The sequence below is a fragment of the Bradyrhizobium prioriisuperbiae genome (genome assembly GCF_032397745.1).
In the GTDB taxonomy this organism is placed as follows: Bacteria; Pseudomonadota; Alphaproteobacteria; order Rhizobiales; family Xanthobacteraceae; genus Bradyrhizobium_A; species Bradyrhizobium_A prioriisuperbiae.
Genome location: NZ_CP135921.1, coordinates 8,572,249 through 8,594,384, shown reverse-complemented (window position 1 = coordinate 8,594,384; position 22,136 = coordinate 8,572,249). Strand labels below are relative to the sequence as shown.

Here is a 22,136-nt window from a genome sequence, read left to right as displayed (position 1 = left end):
CTCAGGCCACCATTTTCGGTAGCGACAGAAAGCCGATCTCGGGCGTGACGAAGGGCGGATAATGGTCGAGGTCCGCCTCCATGTGATGATGCGGGCGTCCAAACCAGTCGAACTCGCCGAGGGAGCGCCAGTGCATGTGCTGGAACAGCAACGCGTTCTGGCTCTGCACGTTGGCGAGGAAGCGCCGGCAGCCACGGGCATGGGCTGAGCAGACCGCCAGACGGATCAGGCCTGCACCGACGGCGCCGAGCCGGCGGTAGCTCTTTTCCACAGCAAGCCGCGAGCCCCACCAGGTCTCGGCATCGGTCTCGTCGGGATGAATGCGTACGGTGCCAACCACGTCATCGGCGGCAACGCCGAGCAGCGAGACGGCCACCAGCGGGATCGCCACGTCGTCGATCGCGTCGCGATCGTCGTCCGTAAAAATCTGCTGCTCCCCGCAGAAGACTTTGCGACGAAGGCTGGCGGCCGCAGCTTGCTCCCAGCGTTCGGTGGCGAACTTCACCTGAAAACCTGCGGCGAGAAACGGCTTGAATGGTTCGAAGATCATGCGTCGGTCCTCTGCTCGTAGGTCGAGAGCGCCGAGCAGGCGCCGCACTTGCCGCAGCCGGCCTTGATGTCGCGCGAGTTCAGGCTAGCCGACCGCAACATGGCCGCCAGCGGCTGCAGGATGCCGTGCATGAAGGCGGGCGGTGGTGTCGGATGGCTTTCCAGTGGCGTGCCGGCGATCGGGACGAACGGCACCACGAAGGGATAGACGCCGATGCCGACCAGCCGCTCGCAGATCGAGAGGATATCGGCGCTGCTGTCGCCCAGACCGGCGAGGATGTAGGTCGACACCTGACCGCGGCCAAACACCGGCACCGCCGCCTCGAATGCGCTGAAATAACGTTCGACCGAAACCTGCGCCTTGCCCGGCATGATTCGGCGACGCACCTCCGGCGTCACCGCTTCCAGGTGCATGCCGAGGGAGTCCACGCCCGCATCTTTCATGCGCTGGAACCAGATGTCGTCGTCGGGCGGCTCGCACTGCACCTGGACCGGCAGATCGACTGCGGCTTTCACTGCCTTCGTGCTCTCGATCAGGATGGCCGCGCCGCGGTCGCTGCCGGGCGGGGTGCCCGTGGTCATAACCATGTGCTTGACGCCGTCGAGTTCGACCGCGGCCTTGGCGACTTCGGCAAGCTGCGCCGGCGTCTTGCGTTCGATGGTGCGGCCGGCGGCGAGCGACTGGCCGATGGCGCAGAACTGGCAGGTCTTGGTGCGGCTCTGGTAGCGGATGCAGCTCTGCAGCACGGTGGTTGCGAGCACGTCGCGCCCGTGCAGTGTCGCGAGTTTCGAATAGGGAATGCCGTCGGCGGTGGAGAGATCGTAGAACTTGGGTCGCAGCGGAAACGACACCTTGCCAAGTTCAACGCCGTCGCGGCTGATCCGGCTGTTGCCCAGCGCGTCCGGCTTGTCGACCAAATACGGGCTCTCGAATGCCGGCGCGTTATGAACCGGCACCATCACCGTGGCGCCGTCGATGGTGAATGGCGTGTGGTCGGAGGGCCCGGCGCCGCCGCGGCGGCTTACGCTGCTGGCCTTCGGATCAACGAGACGAACTCCGAAGGACTGCAACTCGTTGATCAGTTGCTCCGTCGGCATCGGCGCTGGCAGGTCGTGCGACATCAGCGGTTTCATCGGACAGATCTCCGGTGGCGGGCATGGAACGGTTTGGATAGGCGCCGCGCATCGGCGCGGTCGGCCGGTCGTCGATGATCAGCGACAGCAACTCGGGACGGGCATAGTGGCCGACCGAGTCCATCATCCGCTTGCGCTTGACGATCAGTGCCATGTCCAGATCGGCGACCAGGATGCCTTCGCCTGATGTCAGCGGCGGCACGATGTGATTGCCCTCCGGCGAGATGATTGCCGTCATGCAGCCGCCACGCAGGCCCTTGCGCAGGCTTTCGTCCGGCGAGATCTTTGCGATCTGCTCTTCGGTCAGCCAGCCGGTGGCGTTGACCACGAAGCAGCCGCTCTCCAGTGCGTGGTGGCGTATCGTGACTTCGATCTGGTCGGCAAACACCTGGCCGACCAGCGACCCCGGGAATTGCGCGACATGGATCTCTTCGTGCTGCGCCATCAGCGCATAACGGGCGAGGGGATTGTAGTGCTCCCAGCAGGCCAGCGCGCCGACGCGCCCGACCGCGGTGTCGACCACTTTCAGGCCGGCGCCATCGCCCTGGCCCCAGATCATCCGCTCATGAAATGTCGGGGTGAGCTTGCGCCGCTTCAGCCGCAAGCTGCCGTCGGCATCGAAAACGAGCTGGGCGTTGTAGAGCGAGCCGTGATCGCGCTCGTTGACACCGAGCACGACCACCATGTTGTGCCGTTTTGCGGCTTGCGCGACCGCGTCCGTGACAGGACCCGGCACCACCACGGCATTGTCGTAGAGACGGATATGGTCGGCGCCGCTGAGCATCGGCGGGCGGATGAAAGAGAAGTAGGGATACCAGGGAACGAATGTCTCCGGAAACACCACGAGCTGCACGCCTTTGCCTGCGGCCTCCGCAATGGCCGCAAGCACCCGGTCCAGCGTGCCGGTCGACGTGTCGAGGTCCGGCGCAATCTGCACCGCGGCGACCCTGACCATTCGTTGGCCTGACATCATTGTTCTCCCTCGTCCGCCGCGCTGGCCGATCAGAGTGTCCGGACCTAAAGTGTCCAGGTATGAAGCTGGAAGGCGTCGTCCCTGCGGTGCAGCAGGATCAGGTCGAGTACATCGAGCGGGCTGATCGGTGTGATGCCGGGGATCAGCGACGGTTCGCCGTGGCCGTACAGCGCCTGCAGCGCGAACCGGCAGGCATAGACCTTGCCGCCTTCGGCCATGAACTTGGTCAGGGTGTTGTTGAAGTTCTGATGGCCGGGAAACGCTTCGTCGCCGATCTTCGGGAAACCGCGCTGCACGCCGAGAGTGACGCCGGGGCCGTACAGCAGGATCGAGGTTTCGAAGCCCTTGCGCATCAGGCGCGTGGCCTGGAGCATGTTGACGAAGCCGATCGAGCCCTCGAAGGCGACGGTATGAAACGTCACCAATGCTTTTTCGCCGGGCTTGGCTTTGACGTCCTCGAACACCTTCTCTTCGTAATCGACCAGAAAGTCGCCTTTCTGTCGCGCGGGCACTGTGACTGCGGGCATCGTCCACTCCTTGCTCTCGTCCGGCCTCCCGGATCGAGATCAAGAATTGCAATCAATGTGCCAGATGCCGATTTGCACATCGAAGCATCAGAACATTCAATTTGCATTCAAGTATGCTATCAATGTTGAATGGAAACTTGACGGGCTGCTTCCGGAATACCTTTCAGGGTGCTTAAAAACGCTAGGCAGCAAGCTATTTCGTTGAGCAAAGCGGTTTGCGGGAACTTGCCTGGACGCCGCGAGATGCGCGCGCTGAGCCGGCCAAGTTTGCGATCCATCATGCAACAATATACAGTCAATATGGCTTCAATTGATCTTCGGATATCGCATGGCCGACTGGCGTCCCGATCTCTCCAACAGCGACAAGCCGCGTTATCTCGCGATCGCGGATGTCATCGCCGACGACATCTCCGCCGGGCGGCTGGTGATCGGCGATCGCTTGCCGCCGCAGCGCAAGCTCGCCAAACGTCTCGGCATCGATTTCACCACGGTCGCGCGCGGCTATGTCGAAGCGCAGAAGCGCGGGCTGATCGAATCCAAGGTCGGGCAGGGAACATTCGTGCGCGACAAGCCGCGCCCGCGGCGCCTGACGGCGGCGCTGCCGCCGCGGCCCGTTGACCTCTCGATGAACCTTCCACCGGAGCCGGACGATCCGGAGCTGATCGCGCGGATGCAGGCCGGCGTTGATTACGTCACCCGCGATATCGTCTCTCTGCTGCGCTACCAGGGTTTTGGCGGCACCCAGGCCGACAAGGACGCGGCGTCGAGTTGGCTCGGGCGGCGGGCGCTGGTGCCGGCGCAGGAACGCGTATTCGTGTCACCCGGCGCGCATCCGGCATTGCTCGGCATCCTGAGCATTCTGGCAAAGTCCGGCGAGACGGTGCTGTGCGAAGCCATCACCTATCCCGGCATCCGCTCGATCGCGGCGCAGCTCGGCCTCAATCTTGTGGGATTGCCGATGGACGCCAATGGCGTCGAGCCGCAAGCCCTGATGGACGTCTGCAAGAAGCTCAAGCCGAAGGCGATCTATCTCAATCCGACTTTGCAGAATCCGACCACATTGACTGTGCCGGACCAGCGTCGCCGCGAGATCGTCGCGATCGCGCGCCAATTCGACATGCCCATCATCGAGGACGACGCCTATGGCTTCATCCCCGAACATGGCCACGGCCATTCGCCGTTTGCGGCGATCGCGCCGGATCTGACCTGGCATGTCGCCGGCCTTGCCAAATGCATCGGCGCTGGACTGCGGGCGGCCTATGTGGTGGTGCCTGATACACGCTCGGCCTGGCCGTTCGCCTCGGCCCTGCGCTCGGCAACGGTGATGGCATCCCCGCTCACTGTTGCGCTGGTCACGCGCTGGATCGAGGACGGCACTGCCGACACGCTGCTGCGGTTCATCCGGGCGGAAACCGCGGCGCGGCAGAAGCTCGCGCTGGAAATCCTGCCGAAGGACTCCTATCGCGCTGATCTGCTCAGCTTCAACATGTGGGTGCCGCTGCCGGCGCCGTGGACGCGCTCCTCGTTTGTGGAGCATATGCGCTCCACCGGCATCGGCGTGGTGGCGAGCGATGTCTTCGTAGCGAACGGCGCGCCGCCCGAAGCGGTCAGGGTCTGCATTGGTGGCCCGACCAGCCGGGCGCAGGTCAAGGGCGCGCTGGAATACATGGCGCATGCGCTGGAAGAATCGCCGGCGCTGGCGTCGGCGTTTCTTTAAGGGCTTACGCGATCTGCGCCATCTGCTGCGGCAGCACGAACGGCAATCCTTCGGGCGTGCGGCCGACGTTGGCGTCGACCTCGAACACGTGTTTCAGCAACTGGTCAGTGATGGTCTCGGCGGGCGTGCCGTCCGCAACCAGGCGGCCCTTCCGCAACACCACAATCCGGTCGGCGAACCGCGCGGCGAGATTGAGGTCGTGCAGCACGGCGATCACCGCTGTTCCCCGGCCGGCGCGGCGTCGCGCCGATTCCAGCAGGTTGATCTGGTGACGAAGATCGAGGCTCGATGTCGGTTCATCCAGCAGCAGCGCGCCGGGTCCGTGACCTGTTTCGCCGCAGGCGAGCTGCACCAGCACACGGGCGAAGTGCGCGCGCTGCTGTTCGCCGCCCGACAGGGTCGGCAGTTCGCGATGCGCGAAGGCGGTGAGATCGGCTTCCGTGAGCGCTGCGGCGACCAGCGGATCCACCACGGCGCGGGGCTGCTGGCCGCCGCCCATCCGGATGATCTCGTCGACGGTGAAGGGAAACGTCACCTGGATATGTTGAGACAGCACGGCACGCGCGGCAGCAAGTTCGTCAGCACGATAGCCCGCGATGTTGCGGCCCCGCAATTGGACCGAACCAGAGGAGGCAGTGAAGTCGCCGGACAGGATGCGCATCAGGGTCGACTTGCCGGCGCCGTTGGGGCCGACGATCGCTACGGTTTCGCCGGCGCTGACGCTGAGTGAGATGTCGTCCAGCAGTGTCGCCGTCTTGACCCTGGCACCGACGGCAGTGAGCGCGTAGGCCACGGTCATGCGAGGGCCGAGGCGCGCTGGCGCAGCAGGATCATCAGGAAGAACGGCGCGCCGATGGCCGCGGTCAGCACGCCAATCGGGACTTCGGTGGGGGCGGCGAGCGTGCGCGCCAGCGTATCGGCGCCGACCATCAGCGAGGCGCCGAGCAGCGCCGACGACGGCAGCAGCAGGCGATGTCCGGGGCCGATGGCCAGACGCAGCAAATGCGGCACCACGATGCCGACAAAGCCGATGATGCCCGAGACCGACACCGCAGCTCCTGTCATCGCCGACACCAGCACGATGGCGATGGTCTTCAGCCGCTCGACATTGATGCCGCTGTGGAACGCCTCGGCTTCGCCGAGCACCAGCACATCGAGCCCGCGGGCGATCAGCGCGGTGGCGAGCAGCACCACCACCATCACAGGCGCAATCACCGCGGCCTTCGACCAGGTCGCGCCGGAGAACGAGCCGAGCAGCCAGACGGCGATGTCGCGCAGCTGCCGATCGTCGGCGACGAACACCAGAAGCCCGATGCCAGCGTTGCACAGCGCCGCGATGGCGAGCCCCGACAGCAGGAAGATCGCGACCGACGTGCGGCCGTTGCGGCTGGCGATCCGATAGAGAATGTAGGTGGTCAGCAGTGAGCCGATGAAGGCGGCGACCGGCAGCAGTTCGAACTGCGGCAACGGCAGCTTGCTGGCAAAGGAGCTGTCCATCAGCACGATCGTGCCCGCTGCCGCGAACGCGCCCCCGCTGGAGACCCCGACCAGTGCCGGATCGGCCAGCGGATTGCGGAACAAGCCCTGCATGATCGCACCGGCCACCGCCAGCATGGCGCCGACCATGGCGGTGAGCGCGATGCGTGGAATCCGGATCGACCACAGCACCAGCGCATCGCGCGCCAGCACGGCCGGCTCAGTCGTCGAGGCGGCGAGGCCTAGTGCTGCGGGCAGGCGCGCCAGCGGGATTCCGGCCGCGCCGATGGTCGCGGCGATGATCGCGCAAGCGATCAGGCCCGCCGTCAGCAGCACGATCACCGGGAACGCGCGCGGACGCGGCGTTGCTTGTGCGGGGAGCTGGGCCCCCGCCACATTCGTCTCGGCTGCCGACATCAGCTTCGACAATCGGTCGCGAGAACGCGGGATGTCCAGTGATCTTTTTCCGAGGAGAGGTCCGGATACAGCCGGCCGGCGAGGTCGTGGGCGGCGGCCGCGGTGCGCGGCCCGAAGCCCAGCAGATAGAGCCCGTCCATCGCCACGAAGGCTTTGGTCTGGGCCGCAGGCGTCATGGCGAAGGCCGGGTTGGCGAACACCATCTCGGACGTCACGGAATCGGCGCCGCGCTGCATGGTCAGGATCACGTCGGGCTTGGCCGCGACAATCGCCTCGTCGCTGACCGGCTTGTAGCCGTCATACGCATCAACGGCGTTGATGCCGCCGGCAAGGTCGATGATGGCGTCCGCCGCGGTCTTGTGACCGGCGATCATGGAGCGGCCGTTGACCAGCGAGATCACGAACATTACCCGGCGCTTGCTGGTGACGCGGTCGCGCAGGGCGCGCATCGATGACAGGTCGCGCGTGACGGCCTCGGAGAGACAGGCGCCGCGCTCCTTGACATTCATCTGTCCGGCAATGAAGCCGATCTTGTCCAGGATGCCTTGTTCGGTGAACACCTCCGGCACCGTCATCAGCGGCACCTTGGCTTCCTTCAGCACCGCCACGGTTTCCTTCGGCCCGGAGCCCTCGATGGCGAGGATCAACTGCGGATTGAGGCCGAGAATGCCTTCCGGCGACAGCTGGCGCATGTAGCCGACATTCGGCTTCTGCTTCAGCGCCTCGGGAGGATAGAGGCTGGTGACATCGATGCCGACGATCCGGTTTTCCAGCCCCAAGGCATAGAGAATTTCCGTCACGGCGCCGCCGATGGAAACGATCCGCGTCGGCGACGGCGCCGTTTGCGCTACGGCTGGCGCATCGACGGCCAATGAGGGGCGAAAGCCTGTGACCGCGCCTGCCGTCAGGGCGAGTGCCGCGATCAGCGCGGATGCAATGTAGGAGCGGCGTCGGTTCATTTGGTCAGGATCAGCTTGTTCTGGGAGGTCAGCCGCAGCCGGTAGGTCTCTTCGCCATGGGCGATGGTGATCTCGCGTGTCGCGACAAACAGGTCGCGGGCGTCAATACGGTTGGCGGTGAGAGCGATCTGACGGTTCTCGCTAACCGCCTGCGCTGTCGCGGCGGCTGTGCCTGCCGCGCCGCGTTGCATGTCGTGCCGGGTGTCCTGGCCCATTGTGTGGTATCGATGCCCCAATGAGCACTGGATATACGGTTTCCGAACCGCCACCTCCAAGCACCGCAATTTACAATTGATATAAACTGCAGCAGCGCGAGCTTGACCGTGCACCGGGCCGGACTTACGAAAAAGTAACATTGGTTTGTGCTCGTCATTTGAGCGCGTTAGCCAGCCAGCCGCCGCATCACCGGCCGCCCGCCAGCCACGACCAGTCTGAGAACAAGTGGGGGCAGTCATGGCTAATCGGGCCGGGAGCACGCATGTGCTCGTCTGGGGCACATCTGTGCTGGCGTTGAGTTTGGGTGGTGCGTCATTGGGTCGCGCGCAGAGTGCGCCGGCGCAACAACCGCAGGCGCCGCGCGCCGAGCAAGCCAAGCCGGACGCGCCGAAACCAGCAAAACGCCGCACCGCCAAGCGGCAACCCGCACCGCAGCCGACCGAAGCCGTGCGCAACGCCAATGCGCAGGCGGGCTCGTCGAACGTGCAGACCCTCGACACCATCACTGTGTCGGCGAGCAAGACCGAGGAGCGGGCGATCGACGCGCTGGCGCCGGTCAGTGTCGTGACGGCAGGCCAGATTCAGGGATTGCAGCCCAACCGCGTCGGCGACGTGCTGCGCACGCTGCCCGGCGTGAGCTTGCAGGATCGCGGCGACGATGCCTCGACCTCCGTCAACATTCGCGGCCTGCAGGATTTCGGCCGTGTCGCGGTGCTGGTCGACGGCGCCCGGCAGAACTATCAGCGCACCGGCCACAACGCCAATGGCTCGTTCTTCCTCGATCCGGAACTGATCGGCGGCATCGATGTGGTGCGCGGCCCGACCTCCAACATCTATGGCTCCGGTGCGATCGGTGGCCTTGTCTCGTTTCGCACCAAGGACATCGAAGACGTGCTGCGCCCCGGCGAGCGCTGGGGTGTCGATCTCGGCGGCACCGTGAAATCCAATGGTTTCGGCGGCGTCGGCTCGATGTTCGGCGGCATCCGCGTCGATCCCACGCTGGATGTGTTCGGCGGTGCGGTTTATCGCAACCAGGGTAACTACAAGGACGGCGCCGGCACGGAAATCGGCAATACCGGCAATGAGCTTGCCGCGGGCATGCTGAAGGTGACCACGCGCCCGGCGGACGGGCACACCGTGAAGATCGGCGGCATCTTCCAGGATTACAATTACACCATTGGCCAGCTCAACCGTGGGTCGACGACCACCTCGGCGCCGCCGGCGCTGCTTGCCGGCACCTCGGTCTACGACTCCAATGCCAAGAACTACACTGGCACCATCAACTGGCGTTACAGCAAGCCTGACGACAACCTGTTCGATTGGAATGCGACGCTCTATGCGAACCGGACCGAGAACGACCAAGTCAAGACCTACAACAACCGGATTACGGTTGGCGGCTTTCCGCCCGCCTGTACGCTGGCAAATCCGGGCAACAACATCTCGGGCTGCGTTGGCGACAACCGCAGCTATCTGCTCAACACTGCCGGCATCGACCTGAACAACACGTCGCGATTTGCGATCGGCGAGTGGCGCAACGCCCTGACCTATGGCGTCGATGGTTTCCTCGACAATGTGTCGACCTTCGACAAGAGCGGCAACTCCAACGTCACCACGCCGAGCGGGCAGCGCACGGTGTCGGGCGCTTTTGTCCAGTGGAAAGCCAATTACTCGACATGGCTCGAGGTCATTGGTGCGGCCAGATATGATCGTTACAAGCTGGAATCCGGCGGCACCACATCGAGTGGCGATCGGCTGTCGCCGAAGATCACGGTCGGCATTACGCCAGTGCCGGGCTTCACGCCGTACGTCAGCTATGCCGAGGGCTATCGCGCGCCATCGATCACCGAAACCCTGATTTTCGGCACCCACTCGACCGGCGGCGGCCCGATCTTCTTCAATTGCCCTGATGGCAACAGCGGCCTGTTCTGCTTCTTGCGCAATCCGAACCTGCGGCCCGAGGTCGGCAAGAACAAGGAAATCGGCGTTAACCTGAAGTACGACGGCATCTTCACTGCGGGCGACTCGTTCCGTGCCAAACTGAACGTGTTCCGCAACGACATCGATGACTACATCGATCTGGTTGCGTCGCCGCCGGAACCGTCGCTGTTCTTCGGCATCCCGTCCAGCAAGTACTACCAGTACCAGAACATTACTAACGCGCGCATTCAGGGCTTCGAAGGCGAGATCAGCTATGATGCCGGATCGTGGTTCGCCGCGGTCGCCGGCAACGTGATGGAAGGCAAGAACACCGCCACCAATATCGGCCTTGCCACGCTGATCCAGCCGAAAAAGGTCGTCAGCACCGCAGGCCTGCGCTTCCTCGATCGCCGTCTCACGGTGTCGGCGCAGTGGATCTCCTTCGCCTCCAACACCGACGTGCCGGCAAGCTATATCCCGGCCACCTCGGGCGACATCGTCAATCTGTATCTGGCCTACCAGCCGACGGCGGACATCACGCTCAACTTCTCCATCGACAACATCGCCAACCGTTATTATCGCCCTTATGCCATCCCCGGTCCGTCCGCCGACGGTCAGACGGTCAACGATATCCTGTGGACCAGTCCCGGTCCCGGCATCACCTACAAAGGCGGTTTGAAGGTTCACTTCGGCGGAGCGTGACGACCCCATCGCCTCACTGCTCTGCTTCCAGGGCCGCGCCGATGTCCAGGCGCGGCTCTTTGTCTCTTTCCGGCAGCCATGTAAGATGGCACCAACTCAACAGGAGATTTCCGATGTTCATTGCCATGAACCGCTTCCAGGTCAAAAAGGGCTCGGAAGAGGCCTTCGAAAAGGTCTGGGCCAGCCGCGAGACCTATCTCGACCGGATGGACGGCTTCGTCGAATTCAACCTGCTGCGCGGGCCGGAGGCCGAGGATCACCGGCTCTATTCCACCCACACCATCTGGACCAGCAAGGCGACGTTCGAAGCCTGGACGCGGTCGGAAGAATTCCGTGCGGCTCATGCGCGCGCCGGCAACAGCACCGGTGAGAGCCTCTATCTCGGCCATCCCAAGTTCGAGGGTTTCGAGATCATCCAGTCCGAGCGCAAGTCGAGCGTGGCGGCCTGACGCCGCCGCGACCGTTTGAAGGATCAAGCTAGTGAACGCCGGTTTGGACGATCTCAAGACCCATATGGCGGCCAACCCCGGCGCCGTGATCGAGGACGTCGCGCGCGAACGCGGCGTCACCCCGCGTGCGGTGCTGGAAGCGCTGCCCGCCGGCATGGTGCGGATCGGCAGCGGCGACGCTTTTGTCGATGCGATGCAGGACGTCGCCAAATGGGGCGAGGTTACCCTGATCGTGCACACGGATGATGCGATCTTCGAGTTCACGGGATCGATTCCGAGTGGCGAGATCGGACGCGGCTATTTCAACCTGATGCAGCCCAAGGGGCTGCATGGCCACTTCCGGCACACCCGCTGCGGCGGCGTCGCCTTTGTCGAACGCCCCTTCATGAACAAGGCCTCGGCCTTCATCGCCTTCCTCAATGTCGATGGCGGCATCATGTTCAAGGTGTTTGTCGGCCGCGACGAGGCGCGCGAGCTGAAGGCGAACCAGCTCGATCGTTTCCGTGCACTTGCCGGCATGCTGGCCGGCTAACTCAGGTTTTGTCGTTCCCCGCGATCAACTGTTGAAACAGCGGCGCCAGCAGCTTGATCAGGGCGGCCGGCTCGGCCTTTGCGAGTGCGGACAGGCCGATCATCTGCCGCATCACCTGCACGCCGGCCACCAGTGAGAACAGCAGCGCCGCGCGTTGCGGCGCCAGCTCTCCACTCAAGGCGCTGCTCAACGTCTTCTGATAGTGCTTTTCGATCTGCTCACGGCCGATTTCCGCGGCTCGCTTGCTCGCGGCCGAATGCATCATGATCAGGAACCCCTCGAGCGGAGTGGTGCCGCTGGTGGTGATGCCGACCAGCGCGGACGCGAAGGTCTTGCCGATATCAGCTGACGCCAGCGCCTGCAAAGTCTGCGGCGTCAGGATGGTCGGCGTCGCCATGCTCGTGGTGATCACCTCGGCGAACAGCTCTTCTTTCGAACCGAAGTAGCGGTTGACCAGCATCGCCGTCACGCCGGCCCCGGCCGCGATCTCCCGCACGCCGGCGCCGTCATATCCCGAACGCGCGAACGCCTGCCGCGCCGAATCGAGGATCGCTGCACGCGTGGCGACGGCGTTGCGGCTGCGGGCCGGCGGCTTCGTTTTGCCGGCTGTCTTGCTTTTGCCGGCGATCTTTGTCGCAGGTTTTTTCATGGCTCTCTTGGACGCGGTCATCATGCAAAAAGTATACGAATGTAGACATAATTTGGCAATGGCCGGCGCGGCTCACCCCGTCACTTCCGCCATGAACGCCTCGAAACGCGGATCCCCGAGATAGGCGATGTTGATCCGCATCGCGGGCCCGCCGGAGCGGCCGTCCGGATCGAACGCCGATCCCGGCGCCAGCAGGATGCCGCGCTCGGCGGCGGTTCGCGACAGCTCCTTGTCGCTGATGTCAGGCGGCAGCGCGCACCACATGTAGAAGCCGCCGCCGGGATCGCCGAATACCGGCAGGCCCAGGCGCTTGAGCGTGTCATGGGCCTGATGGGTGGCTTCGAGAATGCGCGCGGTCAGCCGCTTCACATGGCCGCGATAGCGCCCGCTGACGATCAAATCGTGGATGATCTGTTCGACATAACCGGAGCTGTTGGTGCGGGTGATCATCTTGAGGTCGGCCAGCGCGGCGGCGATGTCAGTGCGGGCCGCGATGTAGCCGGAGCGCAGACTGGCCGACAGTGTCTTGGCGAAGGTGCCGACCAGGATGACGCGATCGAGCTGGTCCAGCGCCGCTAGCCGCGCGCTGTTGGTCGGCATCACGTCGGCGAAGGGATCGCTGTCGACGATGGTGAGGTCGTTGTCGGTCGCCACCCGCATCACCCGATAGGCCACCGGCAGGCTGATTGAGCATCCCGTGGGATTGTGCGCCAGCGACTGGGTGAAGAACAGCTTGGCCCCGCTCGCGGCCGCCTGTGCTGCAAGGTCGTCGGGATCGGGGCCGTCAGCATTGCGCCGCACGCCGATGATTTTCGCCCGCGCCAGCCGCAGCTTGCCGAACAGCGGATAATAGCCGGGGCTGTCCACCAGCACCGTGTCGCCCGGTTCGATGAAATGCCGCACGATCATGTCCAGCGCATCGTTGGCGCCATGGGTCAGCAGCAGCTGCGCCGGCGTCACCGCGATCGAACGTTCCGCCAGCAGCGTCGCGATGCGCTCGCGCAGCGGTAACAGGCCGTAGGGGCTGCCGTAGCTTTCCGGAATGCTGCGCTGGCCCGGCTTGTTCACCGGCCGCAGATAGCGGCCGACCTCCGAGCCCTCCATCCAGGCCGGCGGCGGGCGGCCGTCGCCGACCCGCACGGTGTAGCGCTTCTCCAGTTGCTCGCGCAGCAACCAGACACTGTCGACCGCATCGACCTTGTCCGGTGCCGGTGAGGCGGCGGCCTTGGTGCGGCGCGTCGCCACATAGAATCCGGATCCGGGCCGGCTGTCGATCAGCCCGGTGGCAACCAGCCGCTCATAGGCATCCACCACCGTGTTCTTCGACACGCCGAAGTCCTCTGCCGCCGCGCGAATCGACGGCAGCCGTTCGCCACCGCGCATCAGGCCGCGCTCGATCCGCCCGGTGAAGCTCTCGATGACGGTGTCGATGCGCGACTTCGCGCCGGGCTCTGGTCCAACTGTACCCATCGGACGAATGGTACGGACCTTGGCCAAAATGTGCAAAGCGTTCCTTGTTCTGTACCTCTCATTGCATACAGTCGCGACCATCGCAGGCCCGCAAGAAGGCCGGACGATGGGGAGGCGGGGCCCACGGCGTGTTGGCGCGCGTGGCGATGACGGCCACCACCTTGCGTTCGGCCTTGCCGCTCCTGCCACACCGACGCCGCCCAGTGGCGCTGATGACGAGGGCTACCAGATGCAGACCACCGGTCACGGTCACAACCGCAGTTCGCGGATCGGCGGCTTCCACCGCAAATCGCCCGCGGAGCGATTGGACCTGGTGGCGGCATTCGCCGATCTCGACGCGGCGACCCGCGCACATCTTGCCGACATGGGCAATCTTCTGGTGCCGCTCGCCGACAAGCTGATCGAGAACGTGGTGGCCACCATGAACGTGCCGATCGGCATCGCCACCAACATGAAGGTCGACGGCGAGGACGTGCTGGTGCCGATGGCGACTGAGGAGTCCTCGGTCGTCGCCGCTGTCTGCAACGCCGCGCGCCAGACCTATGAGACAGGCTTCACCACCTCGATGTCCGGCACCTTGATGATCGCCCAGGTGCAAGCGGTGAACGTACCGGATCCGTTTGCCGCGCGCTTGCGCCTGCTGGAGCGGCGCGACGACATCAAGGCGATCTGCGACGACTGCGATCCGCTTCTCGTCAAGCTTGGCGGTGGCTTCCGCGACATCGAGGTGCGTATCCTGGACACCAGCAGTGGTCCGATGCTGGTCAGCCACCTGATCGTCGACACCCGCGACGCCATGGGCGCCAACGCCGTCAACACCATGGCGGAAAAGATTGCACCGCATATCGCGACGTGGAGCGGCGGTCGCGTTTATCTGCGCATTCTGTCCAATCTCGCCGACCGCCGGCTGGCGCGGGCGCATGCGACGTGGAAGCTCGCCGAGATCGGCGGCACGGACGTGCGCGACGGCATCCTCAGCGCCTATCATTTCGCCGCCGCCGATCCCTATCGCGCCGCCACCCACAACAAGGGCATCATGAACGGCGTCAGCGCCGTGGTGCTCGCCACCGGCAACGACACCCGCGCGGTCGAGGCCGGGGCGCACGCCTATGCGGCGCGTTCGGGTCGTTACACCAGCCTCACGCATTACGAGGTCACCGCATCAGGCGATCTCAGCGCCTCGATCGAACTGCCGATGGCGGTGGGCCTGATCGGCGGCGCCACCAAGATCCACCCGACCGCCCAGGCCTGCCTGAAAATTCTGGGCGTGCGGACGGCGGAACGGCTGGCGCGGATCATTGCCGCGGTCGGGCTGGCGCAGAATTTTTCCGCACTGAAGGCGCTGGCGACCGTCGGCATCCAGAAAGGCCATATGGACCTGCATGCCCAGAACATCGCCATGATGGCGGGCGCAGTCGGCGACGAAGTCGACGCGGTGGCGCGCGCGCTGGTGGCCAAGGGTACGGTCCGCATCGATGTCGCCGAGACTGTTCTTGCGGGACTGCGCGGCGGGTGAGTGTCGACGGGACCAACATCAAAATCAGAACCAGCAAAGTCATAACAGAGGGAGGAAACATGTCGGGTGTGATGAAGCGGGCGCTTGCGGGCGCTGCGATGGCCTGGATGGTCGTGGGCGCGGCCAATGCCGAGATCGCCAACAACACCATCAAGCTGGGCGTGCTGACCGATCTCAGCGGTTTCGCCGCCGACTCGACGGGGCTGGGCTCCGTGGTCGCGGCCAAACTCGCGGTCGAGGATTTCAAGGCGGAGAAGCCCGGCATTGCGGTCGAGGTGATCCAGGCCGATCATCAGAACAAGGCCGATATCGGCGCCGCACTGGCGCGGCGCTGGCTTGATGTCGACAAGGTCGATGTGATCCTCGATGTTCCCTTCTCCTCGGTGGCGCTGGCGGTGCAGGAGACCGTGCGCGGCAGCAAGACTGCGTTCGTCGCGTCGGGCCCCGGTACCGCGGTGCTGACCGGCGAGAAGTGTTCGCCGAACACCGTGCACTGGACCTACGACACCTGGGCATTGGCGCATGGCACCGCGCTCGCGTTGCTGCGCGCGAAGAAGGACACCTGGTTCTTCGTCACCGCCGACTATGCCTTCGGCCACGCGCTGGAAAACGATGCCGCCGCGGTGGTGAAGGCTGAAGGCGGCAAGGTGCTGGGAACCGTGCGCCATCCCACCGGCACATCCGACTTCTCCTCGTTCCTGCTGCAGGCGCAGTCCAGCAAGGCCAAGGTGGTGGCGCTGGCGAATGCGGTCGGCGACACCATCAATTCGGTGAAGCAGGCCGGCGAGTTCGGCCTCACCGCCGGCGGTCAGGATCTGGCGGCGCTCTTGATGCAGCTCACCGACGTGCATGCCATCGGCCTGAAAGACGCCAAGGGCCTGTATCTCACCGAAGGTTTTTATTGGGACATGAACGACGGCACCCGCAAGTTCGCCGATCGTTTTGCCGCCCAGATGAGCGGCAAGCGGCCGACCGCCAACCAGGCCGGTGTCTATGCCGGCACGCTGCATTACCTGCGCGCGGCAGCGGCCGCCAACAGCTCGGATGCTCAGATCGTGGTGGCCAAGATGAAGGAGATGCCGTCGAAGGATCCGCTGTTCGGCGAGGGCCAGGTGCGCGCCGACGGCCGCCACATCCACAACATGTACCTGTTCCAGGTCAAGACGCCGGCGGAGTCGAAGGGCGCCTGGGATTATTACAAGCTGATCGAAACCATTCCGGCGGCGGAAGCCTTCCGTCCGCTCGATCAGGGCGGTTGCCCGATGGTGGCGAAGAAGTAGGGCATGGGCGGAATGGTTCTGCCGCGTCACACACAAACTTAACTCCTCATCCTGAGGAGGCGCGAAGCGCCGTCTCGAAGGACGAGGCCACGGACGCCGCAATTCGGGGCCTCATGGTTCGAGACGCGCGTTCCGCGCTCCTCACCATGAGGAGATATGACGCCGCAGAATTAATCCGCCTACGCTCTACGGCAGCCTACGCTGGCGCCGCCGCCTTCTTCGCCCACACCTTGTTGTCGTGGAACGCGGCGCCGCCATGCGGTGCCACGGCTTCGGCGCCGGTCAGCACATTGATGCCGCGTCCGCCGGCATGGGTGCGGTTGGGATGGATCGATTCCGCTACCAGCACGCCGCGGCGCAGGCCGTCGAAGATTTTCACCGCAAGCGTGGTCTCGCCGCGCGGATTGCCCAGGGTCACCAGGTCGCCGTCGGTCACATCGAGCCGTTCGGCGTCGGCCGGATGCATCATCACCGTCGGCGCGCCCTCGCGCGCCTGCGATGATGGTGTCTCGCTGAAGCTGCTGTTGAGATAGCTGCGCGACGGGCTGGTGGCCAGGCGGAACGGATGCTGCTCGTCCGCGGTCTCGATCACGGCCCAGTGGTCGGGCAGCGACGGCATCTGCTGCCACGCGCCCATCAACTGGTTGCGCGGCACCGGCACCGACGTCCAGTCGGCCTTGAAATGAAATTTGCCGTCGGTGTGGGCGAAGCCGTCGAGATAATGCGAGGCGCGGAAATCCGGTTGCAGGTCGCGCCAGAGGTCGGCTTCGAGGCTCTCGATGTCGCCGTGCCCGCTCGCCTTCAACGTGTCGTTGATGATCTCGCGCGGCGTCATAGTGAACGCCTTATGCTCGGCGCCCAGCCGTTTGGCGAGCTCCTGCAGCACCTGGTGATTGGAGCGGCATTCGCCGGGCGGGTCGATCAGCTTGGCACCGACGGAAATGTGCTGGTGGCCGCCGCCGTAATAAAGGTCGTCGTGCTCCATGAACATGGTGGCCGGCAGCACGATGTCGGCCATCAGCGCGGTCTCGGTCATGAACTGCTCATGCACCGCGACAAACAGATCCTCGCGCGCAAAACCCTGGCGCACCAGCGCCTGCTCCGGCGCGACGTTCACCGGATTGGTGTTCTGTATCACCATCGCCTTCACGGGCGCACCACCACGCAGCGCCTCGGCGTCGCCGGTCAGGACGCGGCCGATCTTCGATTGATCCAGCCGCCGGGTGTTGGGATCGATCTCGTCCAGGCCTTCGATCAGGGTCTTGTCGAACTTCCAGATCGAGCCGTTGTTGAAGAAGGCGCCGCCGCCTTCGTGCTGCCAGGCACCGGTCACGGCGGGAATGCACAGCGCTGCATGCATCTGGGTCGCGCCGTTGCGGCTGCGGGTAAAGCCGTAACCGAGGCGGAAGAACGTGCGCGGCGTCTTGCCGACGGCGTGCGCGAAGGCCTCGATCTCGGCGACCGGCACGCCGCAGATCGCGGAGGCCCATTCCGGCGTCCGCGTGGCGAGATGAGCCTCCAGCTCCGCCGGACAATCGGTGTAGGTGTCGAGATAGGCGCGATCGGCGAGGCCGTCGCGAAACAGCACATGCATCACGCCGCAGGCGAACGCACCGTCGGTGCCCGGGCGCAGCAGGATCTTGATGTCGGCCTGCTTCATGGTGTCGTTGTCGTAGATGTCGACCGCAGCGATCCGCGCGCCGCGTTCCTTGCGGGCGCGCGAGGCGTGGGTCATCACATTGACCTGGGTCGACACCGGGTTGGTGCCCCAGATCACGATCAGGTCGGACTTGCCCATCTCGCGCGGGTCGACGCCGGCGACCTTGCCGACACCGGCGGCATAACCCGCCCAGGCCACCGTCGAGCAGATCGTGCTGTAGAAGCGCGAATAGCGCTTCACATTGGCCAGCCGGTTGATGCCGTCGCGCATCACCAGCCCCATGGTGCCGGCATAGTAATAAGGCCAGACCGACTCCGCGCCGAAGTCGCGCTCGGCCTCGTCGAACCGCCGCGCGATCTCGTCCAGCGCTTCGTCCCACGAGATGCGGGTGAAATGCCCGGATCCCTTCGGGCCGCTGCGGCGCATCGGATACTTTAGCCGCTCGGGATGATGAATACGCTCCGCATAGCGCGCCACCTTGGCGCAGACCACGCCCGCCGTGTAGGTCTGCACTTTCGAGCCGCGGACCCGGCCGATCGAGGACCCGTCGATCACCTCGATATCCAGGGCGCAGGCCGAGGGGCAATCGTGCGGGCAGGTGGAATGCTTGATGTCGATTTTTGCGCGTGCGTTCATGACACCTGCATAGCATGGCCGGCCCGCGCTGTTGAAGCGTGGTTCCGCGCAGACCGGCCATCGGCTGGCGCTAGATCTCCCGCCCGACCAAGCGGTCTGCGGACAACCGGCCACCTCCGGCGAAGGCAATGTGCAGCAGGAACAAGCCCAGCAGGAACGGATATTCGATGCCGCGGTCGATCCAGGGCCAGTTTGGCGGCCAGGTCTGCCCCAGTGCGAGACAGATGCAGGCCATCTGCACCGCGAACATCGGCGCCACGATCCGGGTCAAGAGGCCGACGGCAAGGGCCACGCCGCCGAAGGTTTCCAGATAGGCAACGAAGGCGCCGAGATGTTCGGCGGCGGGCAGGTACAGCTTGTTGGCGATCAGGTTGATCGAGCCGGCCATCGGATTGGCCATCGAGCCATGCGCGCTGCCGGTCAGTTTGGGCAGGCCGTGGGTCATGAGTGTTCCGCCGATGGCGACCCGCTGCACCGCGTAGGCCAGTGGCGTCGCCATGGCGTAGAACCGCGCGAGTTGCGGGAAAACGAGGCGATTCGTCTCGGTTGGTGTGGTCACGGGTTTCCTCCTTGGGCATGAAGTTGGGGATGGGCGTCAGCCGATGACGCGGGGGATCAGCACGTCGGCGAGGCCGATCCGGCGCAGCAGTTCGGCGCGGACGCGGTCGGCGACACCGTTGACGATCTCGGCGCCGTCTTGCGACGGATCGATGTGGATGCGGAACGGGCGCTTGCCGAACGGCAGGTCCACCACATAGGCGATCGCGTCGGCAACGGTGGCCGCGTTCGCATCGTCAGGCTCGAGCGACGCCAGGCCCTTCAGTGCGACGTCCGGAATGTCGGCGGTCGGCCCGTTGGCGTAGTCGTCGGCGCGGGCTTTGTCGGCAGGTGAGCCGGAGTGGACGAAATGGTTGGTGCCCTTGGTGAAGGCGCCGGGAACGACGATCGAGGTCTCGATGCCCCAGCGTGCCAGCTCGCCGGCATAACTCACCGCCAGCGAGTCCATCGCCGCCTTGGCGGCGAAATAAGGCGCGAGATAGGGCGGCGTGCCGCCGCGGGCGCTGCTCGACGATACCCACACCACGAGGCCATGGCCTTGCTGGCGCAATTGCGGCAGCGCCGCGCGGTTCACGCGTTGGGTGCTCAGCACGTTGATGTCGTAGAGCTCGGCGTATTGTTCGGGCGTGAAGGCTTCCGCCGGCCCGAAGCTCATGTGGCCGGCATTGTGGATCACCACGTCAAGACGGCCATTGTCGGCGAGAATCTTGGCAACGGCTGCGTCTGCTGACGCCTGCGAGGCAACATCGAGTTCGACCGTGCGCAGGTCGACATGATGCTCGGTCGCATAAGCCTTGAGTTCGGCGACACGGGGCGCATTGCGTCCGGTGGTCTCGCGCATGCTGGCATAGACGGTGTGGCCGGCACGGGCGAGGGTCTGGGCGGTCAAAAGACCGAAGCCGCTCGATGCACCGGTGATGACAATGACGTTGTTCATGGCTGTGCTCTTTCAAGTTGTGCGTGGTGTGCAATGAAGGGGGAGGGACGGGATCAGATGATCCCGCCATTGACGCGAACGGTCTGGCCGTTGACCCAGCCGCCGGCGGGGCTGGCGAGGAAAGCGACGACGTCGGCCGTGTCCTCCGGCTGGCCCAGCCGCTCGAGCGGCGGCTGCTTCGCCATGCGGTCGATCACCTCCTGCGGCTTGCCGTGCAGGAAGAGGTCGGTTGCCGTCGGTCCCGGCGCGACCGCGTTGACGGTGATGTTGCGGCCGCGCAATTCCTTGGCGAGGATGTTGGTGATCGCCTCGATGCCGGCCTTGGTCGCGGCGTAGGTGGCATATGTCGGCAACAACAGCCCGACCATGCTGGACGAGAAGTTGATGATGCGGCCGTCGTTGCGCAGCCGCCGCGCCGCCTCGCGCAAGGTGTTGAAGCTTCCCTTCAGGTTGATGGCGATGGTGCGATCGAAGGTCGCGTCGTCCATCTCGGCGATGGTCGCCAGCGGCATGATGCCGGCATTATTGACCAGCACGTCGACCCCGCCGAACGCGGCCTCCGCGGCATCGAACATATGCCGCACCGCGGCCGGGTCGCTGACGTCGGCCTTGGCGGCCAGGGCGCGGCCGCCGGCCGCTTCGATCTTGCGCACCAGCGCTTCGGCGGGTGCCGCATCGCTGGAATAGTTGATGATCACGGCGAAGCCGTCGTCGGCGAGGCGTTCGGCGACGGTCGCGCCGATGCCGCGGGATGCGCCGGTGACGATGGCGACTTTTGGGGAGGTCTTGGTCATGGTCGGTCTCCAACGGGGTGTGTGATTGCGATGGAGATGGAATAGACCTTTCGTAATATCGGATAATCTCCTATAAATTGACAATACTATTCGGAAATAGCGAACAGATGAGTTGAATGGATACTCTTGATTCCATGAGGGTTTTTGCCCGCGTGGTGGAGCGGCGCAGTTTCACGCTGGCGTCACAGGATCTGGGATTGCCGCGTTCGACGGTGACCGAGGCCATCCAGCACATCGAAAAACGCCTCGGCGTCCGGCTGCTGCAGCGGACCACCCGGCATGTGAGCGCCACCCTGGACGGCGAGGCTTATTATCGGCGCTGCCTGGCCATCATCGCCGACATCGAAGACGCGGAAGCAGCCTTCAGCGGAATCAAGCCGTATGGTCTTCTGAAGATCGATGTGCACGGCACCTTGATGCGGCACTTCATCCTGCCGGCGCTGCCGGATTTCCTGGCTGCGTATCCCGACATCAAGCTGCATCTCGGCGAGGGCGATCGGCTGGTCGATCTCATCCGCGAGGGTGTCGATTGCGTGGTGCGGGTCGGCGAGCCCAGGGATAGCGCGATGATCGGCCGCCGCATCGCCATGCTGGAGGAAGTCACCTGCGCCAGCCCGGGCTATCTTGCCATCTATGGCACGCCGGTCTCGCCGGACGATCTGTCGTCGCATCGCATGATCGGCTTCGTCTCCTCGACCACGGGAAATTTCTTTCCGCTCGAGTTCACCGTCGACGGCAAACTGCGTCATCTGACGCTGACTGCCGCGATTTCAGTGACCGGTGCAGAAACGAATGTCGCGCTGGCGAAGCTCGGGCTCGGCCTGATCCAGGTGCCGCGCTATCATGTCGAGGCCGATCTCGCCTCGGGTGCGCTGGTCGAAATTCTCACCGAGACGCCACCGTCGCCGACACCGGTATCCGTGCTCTATCCCCACAGCCGCCAGTTGTCACCGCGGGTGCGGGTGTTCATCGACTGGCTGTCGGGCGCGTTTGCAGCGCGGTTCGAGCGGAGCGCGGCGGTGCAGTCATCGGCGCGCGCGAAAATCGGTCCATGATGTTGGAGAGTTC

General features: G+C 64.8%; 21 protein-coding genes. 7 read left to right on the top strand and 14 right to left on the bottom strand.

The window, feature by feature from the left end:
* Position 1 precedes the first annotated feature (1 nt).
* Genes RS897_RS39850 through RS897_RS39835 form a run of 4 tightly spaced genes read right to left on the bottom strand, consistent with a single transcriptional unit; the run spans position 2 to position 3,183 of the window.
* Positions 2-550: an MSMEG_0567/Sll0786 family nitrogen starvation N-acetyltransferase gene (locus RS897_RS39850; protein WP_315834129.1), complete on the bottom strand. Its 549-nt coding sequence runs from the start codon at positions 548-550 to the stop codon at positions 2-4.
* Positions 547-1,683 carry an MSMEG_0568 family radical SAM protein gene (locus RS897_RS39845; RefSeq protein WP_322791169.1) on the bottom strand — a complete coding sequence of 379 codons (1,137 nt, stop codon included), beginning with the start codon at positions 1,681-1,683 and terminating at the stop codon, positions 547-549. The genes RS897_RS39850 and RS897_RS39845 overlap by 4 nt, the downstream gene beginning before the upstream one ends.
* Entirely contained in the window at positions 1,592-2,653 is a 1,062-nt protein-coding gene (locus RS897_RS39840; protein WP_315834128.1) for a Nit6803 family nitrilase, read from the bottom strand. Before RS897_RS39840 ends, RS897_RS39845 begins: the two co-directional genes overlap by 92 nt.
* 47 nt (positions 2,654-2,700) lie before the next feature.
* Positions 2,701-3,183, bottom strand: coding sequence for an MSMEG_0572/Sll0783 family nitrogen starvation response protein (locus tag RS897_RS39835; RefSeq protein WP_315834127.1), 483 nt, complete (start codon positions 3,181-3,183; stop codon positions 2,701-2,703).
* A gap of 328 nt (positions 3,184-3,511) precedes the next feature.
* Between RS897_RS39835 and RS897_RS39830 the strand changes: the two genes are divergently transcribed.
* On the top strand, positions 3,512-4,900 hold the full coding sequence (locus RS897_RS39830) for an aminotransferase-like domain-containing protein (protein ID WP_315834126.1): 1,389 nt from the start codon (positions 3,512-3,514) through the stop codon (positions 4,898-4,900).
* A 4-nt stretch (positions 4,901-4,904) separates the two neighbouring features.
* Here the strand turns inward: RS897_RS39830 and RS897_RS39825 are convergent, their stop codons facing one another.
* From RS897_RS39825 to hemP, 4 genes are read right to left on the bottom strand one after another with little or no spacing between them, the layout of a single operon-like run.
* Positions 4,905-5,699, bottom strand: coding sequence for a heme ABC transporter ATP-binding protein (locus tag RS897_RS39825; protein ID WP_315834125.1), 795 nt, complete (start codon positions 5,697-5,699; stop codon positions 4,905-4,907).
* Positions 5,696-6,793 carry a FecCD family ABC transporter permease gene (locus RS897_RS39820; protein WP_315834124.1) on the bottom strand — a complete coding sequence of 366 codons (1,098 nt, stop codon included), beginning with the start codon at positions 6,791-6,793 and terminating at the stop codon, positions 5,696-5,698. Before RS897_RS39820 ends, RS897_RS39825 begins: the two co-directional genes overlap by 4 nt.
* The gene (locus RS897_RS39815; RefSeq protein ID WP_315834123.1) at positions 6,793-7,752 is read right to left on the bottom strand and encodes a heme/hemin ABC transporter substrate-binding protein; all 960 of its coding nucleotides are present in this window, start codon (positions 7,750-7,752) and stop codon (positions 6,793-6,795) included. Before RS897_RS39815 ends, RS897_RS39820 begins: the two co-directional genes overlap by 1 nt.
* Entirely contained in the window at positions 7,749-7,967 is a 219-nt protein-coding gene (hemP, locus tag RS897_RS39810; protein ID WP_407654392.1) for a hemin uptake protein HemP, read from the bottom strand. Before hemP ends, RS897_RS39815 begins: the two co-directional genes overlap by 4 nt.
* Positions 7,968-8,205: 238 nt before the next feature.
* On the opposite strand from hemP, the gene RS897_RS39805 reads away from it, so the two are divergent.
* From RS897_RS39805 to hutX, 3 genes are all read left to right on the top strand, one after another.
* Positions 8,206-10,587, top strand: a complete 2,382-nt coding sequence (locus RS897_RS39805) for a TonB-dependent hemoglobin/transferrin/lactoferrin family receptor (protein WP_315834122.1) — start codon at positions 8,206-8,208, stop codon at positions 10,585-10,587.
* A gap of 113 nt (positions 10,588-10,700) precedes the next feature.
* On the top strand, positions 10,701-11,036 hold the full coding sequence (gene hmuQ, locus RS897_RS39800) for a heme-degrading protein HmuQ (RefSeq protein WP_315834121.1): 336 nt from the start codon (positions 10,701-10,703) through the stop codon (positions 11,034-11,036).
* Between the two features lie 64 nt (positions 11,037-11,100).
* Complete coding sequence (hutX, locus tag RS897_RS39795; RefSeq protein ID WP_315838902.1) at positions 11,101-11,568, top strand: heme utilization cystosolic carrier protein HutX; 468 nt, start codon at positions 11,101-11,103, stop codon at positions 11,566-11,568.
* A 1-nt stretch (position 11,569) separates the two neighbouring features.
* Here hutX and RS897_RS39790 read toward each other — a convergent pair whose 3' ends face one another.
* Together RS897_RS39790 and RS897_RS39785 are read right to left on the bottom strand one after the other, a co-directional pair.
* A complete protein-coding gene (locus RS897_RS39790) occupies positions 11,570-12,217 on the bottom strand; it encodes a TetR/AcrR family transcriptional regulator (protein ID WP_315834120.1) in 648 nt (215 codons plus the stop codon).
* 72 nt (positions 12,218-12,289) lie between these two features.
* Positions 12,290-13,687: an aminotransferase-like domain-containing protein gene (locus RS897_RS39785; protein WP_315834119.1), complete on the bottom strand. Its 1,398-nt coding sequence runs from the start codon at positions 13,685-13,687 to the stop codon at positions 12,290-12,292.
* 229 nt (positions 13,688-13,916) lie between these two features.
* On the opposite strand from RS897_RS39785, the gene RS897_RS39780 reads away from it, so the two are divergent.
* A complete protein-coding gene (locus RS897_RS39780; protein WP_315838901.1) occupies positions 13,917-15,203 on the top strand; it encodes a hydroxymethylglutaryl-CoA reductase, degradative in 1,287 nt (428 codons plus the stop codon).
* Positions 15,204-15,262: 59 nt separating this feature from the next.
* The gene (locus tag RS897_RS39775; RefSeq protein WP_315834118.1) at positions 15,263-16,483 is read left to right on the top strand and encodes an ABC transporter substrate-binding protein; all 1,221 of its coding nucleotides are present in this window, start codon (positions 15,263-15,265) and stop codon (positions 16,481-16,483) included.
* A gap of 196 nt (positions 16,484-16,679) precedes the next feature.
* Here the strand turns inward: RS897_RS39775 and RS897_RS39770 are convergent, their stop codons facing one another.
* The 4 genes from RS897_RS39770 to RS897_RS39755 form a co-directional block, all read right to left on the bottom strand.
* Complete coding sequence (locus RS897_RS39770; protein WP_315834117.1) at positions 16,680-18,779, bottom strand: molybdopterin oxidoreductase family protein; 2,100 nt, start codon at positions 18,777-18,779, stop codon at positions 16,680-16,682.
* Positions 18,780-18,849: 70 nt separating this feature from the next.
* Positions 18,850-19,338, bottom strand: coding sequence for a DoxX family protein (locus tag RS897_RS39765; protein WP_315834116.1), 489 nt, complete (start codon positions 19,336-19,338; stop codon positions 18,850-18,852).
* Between the two features lie 36 nt (positions 19,339-19,374).
* A complete protein-coding gene (locus tag RS897_RS39760) occupies positions 19,375-20,274 on the bottom strand; it encodes an SDR family oxidoreductase (RefSeq protein WP_315834115.1) in 900 nt (299 codons plus the stop codon).
* A 53-nt stretch (positions 20,275-20,327) separates the two neighbouring features.
* The gene (locus RS897_RS39755) at positions 20,328-21,068 is read right to left on the bottom strand and encodes an SDR family oxidoreductase (RefSeq protein WP_315834114.1); all 741 of its coding nucleotides are present in this window, start codon (positions 21,066-21,068) and stop codon (positions 20,328-20,330) included.
* A 116-nt stretch (positions 21,069-21,184) separates the two neighbouring features.
* Here RS897_RS39755 and RS897_RS39750 point away from each other — a divergent pair, with 116 nt between their 5' ends.
* Positions 21,185-22,123 (top strand): LysR family transcriptional regulator, encoded by a 939-nt coding sequence (locus tag RS897_RS39750; RefSeq protein WP_315834113.1) that lies wholly within the window; start codon positions 21,185-21,187, stop codon positions 22,121-22,123.
* The last annotated feature ends 13 nt before the right edge of the window (positions 22,124-22,136 follow it).